General features: G+C 45.3%; 7 protein-coding genes. All 7 read right to left on the bottom strand.

Annotation, left to right across the window (positions count from 1 at the left end; genetic code table 11):
• Positions 1–135 (bottom strand): HPr family phosphocarrier protein (locus tag ACYQ5K_RS03855; protein ID WP_459777272.1); only part of this gene is annotated, 135 nt, incomplete at its 3' end.
• 46 nt (positions 136–181) lie between these two features.
• Entirely contained in the window at positions 182–2,119 is a 1,938-nt protein-coding gene (locus ACYQ5K_RS03850) for a PTS fructose transporter subunit IIABC (RefSeq protein ID WP_173689468.1), read from the bottom strand.
• A 24-nt stretch (positions 2,120–2,143) separates the two neighbouring features.
• Positions 2,144–3,064 carry a 1-phosphofructokinase gene (gene pfkB / locus ACYQ5K_RS03845; protein WP_173689469.1) on the bottom strand — a complete coding sequence of 307 codons (921 nt, stop codon included), beginning with the start codon at positions 3,062–3,064 and terminating at the stop codon, positions 2,144–2,146.
• Positions 3,064–3,813: a DeoR/GlpR family DNA-binding transcription regulator gene (locus tag ACYQ5K_RS03840; RefSeq protein WP_173689470.1), complete on the bottom strand. Its 750-nt coding sequence runs from the start codon at positions 3,811–3,813 to the stop codon at positions 3,064–3,066. Before ACYQ5K_RS03840 ends, pfkB begins: the two co-directional genes overlap by 1 nt.
• Positions 3,814–4,180: 367 nt before the next feature.
• The gene (locus tag ACYQ5K_RS03835) at positions 4,181–8,791 is read right to left on the bottom strand and encodes a PolC-type DNA polymerase III (protein ID WP_195230868.1); all 4,611 of its coding nucleotides are present in this window, start codon (positions 8,789–8,791) and stop codon (positions 4,181–4,183) included.
• Positions 8,792–8,794: 3 nt separating this feature from the next.
• Positions 8,795–9,850 carry a flavodoxin-dependent (E)-4-hydroxy-3-methylbut-2-enyl-diphosphate synthase gene (gene ispG / locus ACYQ5K_RS03830; RefSeq protein WP_178024599.1) on the bottom strand — a complete coding sequence of 352 codons (1,056 nt, stop codon included), beginning with the start codon at positions 9,848–9,850 and terminating at the stop codon, positions 8,795–8,797.
• A 74-nt stretch (positions 9,851–9,924) separates the two neighbouring features.
• The gene (locus tag ACYQ5K_RS03825) at positions 9,925–10,392 is read right to left on the bottom strand and encodes a hypothetical protein (protein WP_178024597.1); all 468 of its coding nucleotides are present in this window, start codon (positions 10,390–10,392) and stop codon (positions 9,925–9,927) included.
• Between the last annotated feature and the right edge of the window lie 40 nt (positions 10,393–10,432).

The following is a 10,432-nucleotide window of genomic DNA, read 5'->3' as shown; positions in this document are numbered from 1 at the left end:
ATTGACTTCACGTGTATCTCCTGCTTTTTTGATCTTAATATCTGAAGTTTTTTTCGCAATTGCTTTTACCAGAATTCCTGCCGGTCTTGCGTGGATTCCCTGTGCATCTGTTACTACATACTTAAATTCTTTCATGATTCAACACTCCTGTTCTTTAAAAATTATTTAGAAAATTTACAAGTTACTGCTCTGCTTTCAATGGCTTTTTGAGTAATACAATTCCCGCCATTGCTACAACAGCTCCTACAACCAATGCTATCAAAAACATCAATGGGTTGTCAATAATTCCGATGACAAAAATCCCTCCGTGCGGAGCTCTTGATCCGCATCCAAACATCATGGATAATGCGCCTGCTACTGCAGAACCAACCACACATGGCGGAATGATTCGAAGCGGATCAGATGCTGCAAATGGAATGGCTCCTTCTGTAATAAAGGAAAGTCCCATAATGTAGTTTGTGATAGTTGTCTGCTGTTCACTCTTTGTGAAACGGTTTTTAAAAAATGTGGTGGCAAGTGCGATTGCGATCGGCGGAACCATACCTCCGATCATAACAGATGCCATAATATCAAACTGTCCACTTGCGATGGACGCCGTTCCAAATACATATGCCGCTTTGTTGAACGGTCCGCCAAAATCAATGGACATCATACCTGCAAGAACCGCTCCCAGAAGCATCTTGCTGGATTCTCCCATTCCGGAAAGGACATTGTTCAGCCAGGTGTTAAATGCGCCTACCGGCGGATTTACGATGAAGATCATGAATACACCCATGATCAGGATTCCGAAGAATGGATACAGAAGAACCGGTTTTGTCCCTTCCAGAGTTTTCGGAAGCTTGTCAAATAATTTTTTCAGTCCGATCATCAGATAACCTGCTGCAAATCCGGCGATCAGTGCACCGAAGAATCCGGATGAGATCCATGCATCTTCAGCAAGGAATACAGAGGTTCCGGCTTTTGCAAGAAGTCCGCCTACGATACCAGGCATCAGCGCCGGTCTGTCACCGATTGCCATTGCGATATAACCGGCAAGGATCGGGAACATCATCCCAAATGCTGTATTTCCAACGGTGTTGAAGAATCTTGCAAGTGGAGTTCCGCTACCAAATGCTGCTGTACCTGCATTTGCACCGTCAACCAGGAAAGAAAGTGCGATCAGGATTCCACCGCCGATTACGAACGGAAGCATATGGGATACTCCATTCATCAGGCTCTTATAAATCTTACGTCCGATGGTATCTCCGTCAGATGATGCACCCCCCTCTTCTGTTGCTCCGCCCTTGCTGTGATAAACTGGAGCGTTTCCGCTCAAGGCACGTTCGATCAGCTCCTGTGCTTTGTTGATTCCGTCAGATACCTTTGTACTGATCAGCGGCTTGCCGTCAAATCTTGCCATTGCGACATCCTTGTCGGCTGCAATAATGATACAGTCACAGGCAGCGATTTCTTCCGGTGTCAGTACGTTCTTGGCACCACCGGATCCGTTTGTTTCTACCTTGATGGTAACTCCCATTTCTTTCGCTTTCTTTTCCAGACCTTCCGCCGCCATGTAAGTATGGGCGATACCGGTCGGGCATGCGGTAACTGCGAGGATCTGATACGGTTTTGCAGATGCATCCGCCGGAGCCTCTGCTTTTTCTTCTGCTTCTTCCGGGAATTTTTCTTTCTCGGCTGCATCAACATAAGCAAGAAATTCATCAACATCCTTTGCATGAAGCAGATTGTTTCTGAAATCCTCATCCATCAGAAGCATGGACAGACGACTGAGTACTTCCAGATGTACATTGTCCTCTGTATTCGGTGCTGCGATCAGGAAAATAAGGTATGCCGGTTCTCCGTCCAGAGAATCGTAGTCTACACCCTCCGGAAGTACCATGGCTGCAAGTCCCGGTGCGCTTACCGCTTCAGTCTTGCCATGCGGGATTGCAATGCCTTCACCAATTCCGGTAGTTCCTTCTTCTTCTCGTTTGAAGACGGTGTCACGATAGGTGTCAATGTCATTGATGTTCCCGCCTTTTGCCATCAGATCGACCATTTCACGGATGACCTGCTCTTTGGATTCTGCCTTGCCATTGAGGCAAATACTTTGCTTTTTGAGTAAGTCTGTAATCTTCATCTTGTCATTTCCTCCCATTTGGTTTTATATATGATACACTTCTGCCGGTTCACCAAGAAGTGCAACAATCTCATCTCTTGTAGCGAGCCATGAACAGAATGCCGAAGCACTTCCTGCCGTCACACCCAGCCGAAATGCTTTTTCCATATCTTTTGTATTCAGATATCCGGTAATAAATCCTGCCACCATAGAATCACCTGCGCCAACAGAATTGACAACCTTTCCTTTCGGAGGCATGGTCTCATAGACTTTTCCCTCCTTTGTCACAAGGATTGCTCCGTCACCTGCCATGGATACCAGTACATGCTGTGCTCCAAGTGCCTGTAACTTCTTCGCATGAATGATGATGTCTTCTTTTCTCTTCAGTTCTACGTTAAACATCTCACCTAACTCATGGTTGTTCGGTTTGATCAGGAACGGATGATATTTCATAACTTTTAAAAGGAGATCCTTCGTTGCATCCACTACAAAACGGATTTCTTTTCCGGAAAGTCTCTCCAGGATCCTCTCATAAATATCTTCCGGCAGAGTATTCGGAATACTTCCTGCAAGGATCAGTACATCGCCTTCTTCCAGCTTATCCAGCTTTTCATATAATGACTGGATCGCTTCTTCTGTGATAACCGGTCCCTGTCCGTTGATCTCAGTCTCAGTTCCTGCATTGATCTTTACATTGATTCGGCTGTTGCCTTCTTTTAATGGGATAAAATCTGTCTCACATCCGAACTCTTCCAGCATCTTTTCCAGTACATCTCCGGTAAATCCTGCCTTGAATCCAAGCGCTTTGCTCTTAATTCCCAGATTGGAAAGGATCACAGATACGTTGTTTCCTTTTCCTCCCGGATAGATATGTTCGCTTGTTGTCCGGTTGATCTCTCCCGGGATCAGCTGATCTGCCTGTACCACATAGTCCAGAGACGGGTTAAATGTCACTGTGTAAATCATTATTTTGCAACCTCCACAATATTTTTATATTTGTTAAATGTAGCATCCTTAAGCTTTGTTGTAATGATGTCCGCTGCATCCAGTTCTGAAAATGTCACCGGTGCTACCTGACCGAATTTGGTTGAATCTGCAAGGATGTAAGCCTTTGCGCTTCTTAAGATTGCCATCTCTTTGATCGCAGCCTCCCGGATATCCGGTGTGGTGCATCCACTCTCTATATGAATCCCATTGGTTCCGAAGAATCCTTTTGTGAAATGGTATCTTCCCAGGGTTTTCATTGCTTCCTCTCCGACCAGTGCCAGCGTTGCTTCTTTTAATTCTCCACCGATCAGATAGACTTTACATCCTTTCTGTGTCAGCTTCTTCGCATGCATGATCCCGTTTGTCACATACACAGCGTCCTGCTCTGTCAGGAAGTCAATCAGGAAATCTGTAGTCGTTCCGGCATCGATATAAACAAAATCATCTTTTTCAATCAAAGCTGCCGCATACTTTCCGATCTGTACTTTTTCATCGATGTTCAGATCCTGTCTGACTGCAACAGATTCATCTCTGGTGTACTGCGCCATATTGACTGCGGTTGCACCACCATGTACCTTGATCAGCTTTCCTTTTTTATGAAGTGTTGTCAGATCTCTTCGTATAGTTGATTCTGATGTATCCAGAAGCTCGGTCAGTTCCTGAACAGTTATAGTCTTGTGTTCTTCGACTAGTTTCAGGATCTCGCGGAATCTTTCTTCTGCAAGCACTTTATTCACCTCCATTTGACTGTTTCTGATTATTTTGATTGTATTTTTTTGATATTTAATCATTTTCAATCATTTATTTTCTTTTCCATTCATCTTTAAATCTAATATATCGCCATTTTCAGTCAAAGTCAATCATTTTCGCTCATAAATAACTACCAAAAAATATCGTGTGATTTTGTGCATTTTAACGGGGAGGCAGTGAACCAAGAACAAACCTTTACACATTCTTATATTTTGTAAGATAATTATTTCTATCCACATAAGTGAAATTTTTTCTTATACTAAAAAAACCAAAGCACTTTTCAAGTTATGTTGAGTGATAACTTCTCTTTAAGTGCGTTGGCTTTTTTATCTCAGATATTATAATTTAAGCGAAATCGAACAGAGACAGCTGGTTTGTCTCCGGGAGGTCGCCCAGCAGACCCATATCTGCCATCAAGTCAACCAATGTTTTGCTGACTTTTGTTCTTTGACGGAAGTCATCCTTTGAAAGGTATGGTCCGTCTTTAGCGGCAATTTCCATGGCCTCGGCGGCTTTATCGCCCATGCCGTCAATGGTGTTGAACGGTGGAAGGAGCTTGTCGCCGACGATCTGGAATTTGGATGCTTTGGATTTGTAGATATCGATCGGTAAAAAATCAAATCCTCTGGCATACATTTCCAGTACATTTTTCATATCTTTTAAGGTATCCTGATCTTTTTTACTGAGCTGATTGAGTTCTGCTCTTCTTTTATATTCTTTCATATGGTAGAGAAGCTTTTCTTTTCCCTGTCCCATCAGTTCGTAAGAAAATGCAGATGCACGGATTCCGAAGTATGCCGCATAATAGGCAAGCGGATAATTGATCTTGCAGTAGGCAATCCGGTATGCCATCATGACATAAGCTGCAGCATGGGCTTTCGGGAACATGTATTTGATCCGCTCACAGGACCAGATATACCATTCCGGCACGTCATGCTCCAGCATATCTTTTTTAAACTGCGGCCATTCCTTACATTTTCCTTTTGCAACGGTTCCTTTACGCACACGTTCCATGATCGTGAAGGATTCTTCACTTTCAACGCCTTTGTTGATCAGATAAGTCATGATATCATCACGGGTACAGATTGCCGTGGAAATGGTTGCCTTCCCTTCTTCAATCAGCGTCTGTGCATTGTTCAGCCACACATCTGTTCCATGAGACAGACCGGAAATACGGATCAGGTCCGAAAGCGTCTTTGGCTTGGTATCAATTACCATCTGGATAACAAAATCTGTTCCAAATTCCGGTACTCCCAGGCAGCCAAGCGGACAGCCGTCAATATCCTCCGGTGTGATGCCGAGCACCTCCGTCCCTGCAAAAAGCCCCATTACACCCGGATCATCCAATGGAATATCGGTCGCTTTAAATACATTATTCACCCCATCGTATTCGTTGTCCATCGCATCGGAATTGATCAGCTCTTCCAGCGTTTTGATCATGGTCGGATCATCATGTCCGAGAATATCCAGTTTCAAAAGGTTGTGGTCGATGGAATGGTAGTCAAAGTGTGTGGTGATAATGTCCGTCGTCATATCATTTGCCGGATGCTGGATCGGGGTAAATGAATTGATGTCCTCCCCATGTGGAAGAACAACGATTCCACCAGGATGCTGTCCGGTACTTCGGCGGATTCCGGTACAGCCAGCTACGATACGGTCGATCTCGCAGTTTCGCTTACGGTCACCACGCTCCTCATAATAATTCTTCACATATCCATAAGCCGTCTTTTCTGCAAGTGCGGCAATGGTTCCGGCACGGAAGGTCTGACCCTTTCCGAAAATAACCTCCGTATACTTATGCGCTTTACTCTGGTAATCTCCGGAGAAGTTCAGGTCGATATCCGGCTCTTTGTTTCCCTTGAATCCAAGGAAAGTCTCAAATGGAATGTCAAATCCGTCTTTGACCAGCTTCTGTCCACAGACCGGACAGTTCTTATCCGGCATATCGTGTCCGCAGCCGCCCACATATTTTTTCACTTCTTCCGAATCAAAATCACTATAGTGACAATTGCTGCAATAGTAATGTGGCACCAGAGGATTGACCTCCGTGATTCCTGCCATAGTTGCAACGAACGAAGATCCTACCGAACCACGGGATCCTACCAGGTAACCGTCCTCGTTGGATTTCCATACCAGCTTCTGCGCAATGATATACATAACCGCAAATCCATTGGAAATGATGGAATTCAGCTCTCTTTCCAATCGTTCATGTACAATCTCCGGGAGCGGATCCCCATACATGGAATGGGCTTTATTATAACAGATATCTCGCAGCATCTGGTCGGAATTCTCAATAACCGGAGGACACTTATCCGGGCGGACCGGAGAAATCTTCTCGATCATATCCGCGATCAGATTGGTGTTCTTGATCACAACTTCATATGCTTTTTCCGAACCAAGGTATGCAAATTCATCCAGCATTTCCTCCGTTGTACGAAGGTATAGTGGTGCCTGGTTATCGGCATCTCCAAATCCTTTTCCTGCCATGATGATCCGGCGGTACACCTCATCCTCCGGATCCATGAAATGCACGTCACAGGTTCCCACAACCGGCTTGTGGAACTGTTCACCAAGGCGCACGATCTTCCGGTTCAGATCCATGATATCTTCCATGGAATTAACAGAAGTTACCTTGTCACTTTCTACCATAAAGGCATTGTTCCCAAGTGGCTGGATTTCCAGATAATCATAGAAATCCACGATCTTCGCGATGGTCTCATCCGGCTTTCCATCCAAAAGTGCCCGGTAAAGCTCCCCGGCTTCACAGGCGCTTCCCACGATCAATCCTTCCCGGCGCTCATTTAACACACTTTTCGGAATACGGGGTCTGCGGTTATAGTAGACAAGATGTGATGCCGAAACCAGCTGGTACAAATTCACTCGTCCAATGTCATTTCTTGCAAGGATAATGACATGGTATGTCGGAAGCTTTTTAATGGAATCCGGGTTCAGATTCCCGAATTCATTAACCTTTGAAAGCGTGGTCAGATCCCGCTCTTTGAGCATCTGCACAAATTTCACAAAAATCTCAGCCGTACATCCCGCATCATCTACTGCACGGTGGTGATTCTCCAGTGAAATATTTAAAGCTTTTGCAACGGTATCCAGCTTGAAACGGTTCAGTGCCGGAAGCAGGACACGGGCAAGTGCTACGGTATCTACATAAGTAAAATCTGTCTCAATCTTCTGTCTTTTGCAGTTCTGCTCGATAAATCCCACATCAAAAGAAGCATTGTGCGCCACCAGAACCGCATCGCCAATAAAATCTATAAACTGCGGAAGGATCGTCTCAATGTCCGGCGAACCGATGACCATCTCGTCGGTAATGCTGGTAAGTTCCGTGATACGGAACGGGATCGGTCGTTTCGGATTGACAAAAGTACTGAACTTGTCCGTGATCTTCCCGTCTTCCACTTTTACTGCGCCGATTTCAATAATCCGGTCTGTCACAGCAGAAAATCCGGTTGTCTCGATATCAAATACTACATAAGTACCTTCCAGATCCTGTCCTTTTTCATTCTCTGCAATCTTGGTCAGATCGTCTACCAGATAACCTTCCACTCCATAAATGACCTTGAACGGATCCTCTTTATCCAGATCCTCGATCACATGGTTGGCATCGGTAAAGCCCTGTACCACACCATGGTCAGTGATTGCAATCGCCGGGTGTCCCCAGTCATGTGCCCGTTTAACAAGATCCTTCGCCTCGGAAACCCCGTCCATGTCGCTCATCTTGGTATGACAGTGAAGCTCCACTCTCTTTTCCGGATACTTGTCTTTTCTTGTCACACGGAAGTCCGACGTTTTGCGGATTCCGGTTACGGATCCGATGGTCAGTTCTCCGTCAAATTTATCAATCGTTGTAACACCCTTTATTTTCAGAAATACCCCTTTTTTAATTTCTGCAAGCAGATCCGGAAGCTGGTCGTTTCGGGTAAACATCTTAACCATGATCGTATCGGTAAAGTCGGTCACGGCAAACATGACGATCGTCTTTTCATTCCGGATCTCACGGGTATCGAAACTGATCACCTGCCCGCGGAAGGTGATCTCACCCATCTCCCCGGTAACTGTCTTCAGCTCGATCGGCATATCATCAAAGTCCCGCCCATAGATTACATTCGGATCATCTGAACGCTTGAGCGGATAGTCCCGGCGAACAAAGCTGCCTTTTCCACCTTTGAATCCACCGGATTTGCCCGCAAATTCCTGCTTTTTCGGAGTATCCACCTTCTTCTGCTCCGATTTTGCCTGCGGATTTTCCGATTCTGACTTTCCTTCTGCACTCTTCGCTCTTTCTGCTTTCTTCTTTGACACGCCGTCGGTTTCTTTTCCTTTCGTTTCGGCATCCTCCGTGGCATGCTGTGCCTGCAGCTTCTGGTTCCGTTCCCTGATCGCATCTACTTCCTGTTGAAGCTGCATCTCGTTGAATTTCTTGTATTTGCTCTCTTTTACCTCTTCATAGTCGATCTCCACATCCACTGGCACATGAAAACGATTCTCAAAGACATCCTTCAGATAGCTGGTGATCTCGCTGGTCTTTCCTTCGGCAACAATGGTATCTGCCATGGTCAGACACATAGTACGTTCCCCTTCGAAGCGGCACTTCGCCTTCTGGAACATATTTTTCTCCAGCACACTTTTCTGCTCCAGTTCAAATAGAATGCTCTCCTTGTAGGCATGCATCAGGTTCTCCGGCGTATACTGCTCGGAAAGCCGGTATTCCTCGACGATCGTCACCGGAATATTTCCCTGCGAAAACAGCTGTTCCTCAATCTGGTTCTCCACATAACATACCGTTTTCTTCGGGATCAGATGGGTGCTGTAAATATAAACCTTGATATGATTTCTGGCTGAAGTGGAGGTGATTTTCGTCACCTCCACCTTTTCAAACAGCATATGGCTGTCGTTATCCATATTCAATGTTGGAAACACATCAAAAAATAGCTTTGTCATCTTCTATTCGCCCCAATGTTCCAGTTCATTACGAAGTGCATCTAAAAGCTCATCCTCTTTTACTTTACGGATGATCTCTCCCTTCTTGATCAGAAGTCCTTCTCCGATTCCCCCTGCGATTCCAAGATCTGCCTCTCTTGCTTCTCCAGGTCCATTTACCACACATCCCATAACCGCAACTTTGATATCAAGTGGAAATTCAGCAACCATCGTCTCTACCTGGTTGGCAAGTCCGATCAGATCGATCTTGGTACGTCCACAGGTCGGGCAGGATACGACTTCAATTCCACCTTTTCTGAGTCCCAATGCTTTCAGAATCAGTTTCGCACTCTTAATTTCTTCCAGAGGATCCCCTGTTAGTGATACACGGATCGTATCGCCAATTCCCTGATAAAGGATGATTCCAAGTCCTACAGAAGATTTGATGTTGCCTGAAAGCAGCGTCCCGGACTCGGTGATTCCTACATGCAACGGATACGGACATTCCTTTGCGATCAACTCATGTGCCTTCACACACATCATAACATCAGATGACTTGATGCTGACCACCAGATTGTCGTAACCCATGTTCTCGATCATCTGCACCTTGTCAAGCGCACTCTCTACGATTCCCTCTGCTGTCACGCCACCGTACTTTTCCAGAAGGTTCTTCTCCAGAGAACCACTGTTCACACCGACACGGATCGGGATACCATATTCTTTTGCTTTTTCAACAACTGCACGGACTCTGTCCTCGCTTCCGATGTTGCCCGGATTGATACGGATCTTATCTGCACCGTTTTCAATCGCTGCAATTGCAAGGCGATAATCAAAATGAATATCTGCCACCAGCGGGATATGAATCTGCTTTTTAATCTCTTTTAAGGCCTGTGCCGCTTCCATGGTCGGAACAGCGCAGCGGATGATCTCACAGCCTGCCTTTTCAAGCGCAAGAATCTGCGCAACCGTAGCTTCCACATCCTCTGTCTTTGTATTTGTCATGGACTGGATCGCTACCGGATTTCCTCCGCCGATCTTTCTTCCTCCGATATTTATTACTTTTGTATCCTTCCTTGTCATCAGCTTTTAACCTCCTGTTCTCACACAAAACCCTCTGTCTGCGGACTTTCGTGCCCACAGAGAGAGGGTTCTCTTTATTTGCCTGCTTTTTCAAAAATCATCTGGTCTCCATAATCCCACTCGGTAAGTGTAAGCTCGGTTCCGTCCACACTGTAATTGAATGTAGTAAGTACAGAATTGATCGCCTGCTCTACTTCCGATGCAGTTACATTATCACCAAGTTCTTTTGCTGTCTCATCCAGCTCTTCCTGCTTTACAGTAAATGTAATCTGCTTTGCCTTGATATCCAGTGTATATCCAAGCTCCACTTCCACATCCTTACCATCGATCAGGTTCTTCCAGTCAAGCTCTGCTTCATTATGATCATCTACTTCCAGTATCATATCACTCTCATCATGCTTCCACTTTCCTTCCAGCGGATTCCCAAAAAATCCCTGGTAAATGAAATATCCAGCCACGATAATGATCAGAACGGTCGTAATTCCTGTCACATAGTTCCACACACGGCTTCTTTTATCTTCATCATTCTTTGCAATAATCATAGAATCAAGCCCTCCACATCATGTCAATCTTATAATTCAT

Source organism: Allocoprococcus similis, from assembly GCF_054660775.1.
The sequence above is the reverse complement of the archived record's forward strand: the minus strand, read 5'-3'. Positions and strand labels throughout refer to the sequence as shown.

Bases quoted from the DNA above. Each gene is read 5' to 3' on its own strand.
- ACYQ5K_RS03825 (WP_178024597.1), bottom strand. From the start codon at position 10,392: ATGATTATTGCAAAGAATGATGAAGATAAAAGAAGCCGTGTGTGGAAC.
- ispG (WP_178024599.1), bottom strand. From the start codon at position 9,850: ATGACAAGGAAGGATACAAAAGTAATAAATATCGGAGGAAGAAAGATC.
- ACYQ5K_RS03850 (WP_173689468.1), bottom strand. From the start codon at position 2,119: ATGAAGATTACAGACTTACTCAAAAAGCAAAGTATTTGCCTCAATGGC.
- ACYQ5K_RS03835 (WP_195230868.1), bottom strand. From the start codon at position 8,791: ATGACAAAGCTATTTTTTGATGTGTTTCCAACATTGAATATGGATAAC.
- pfkB (WP_173689469.1), bottom strand. From the start codon at position 3,064: ATGATTTACACAGTGACATTTAACCCGTCTCTGGACTATGTGGTACAG.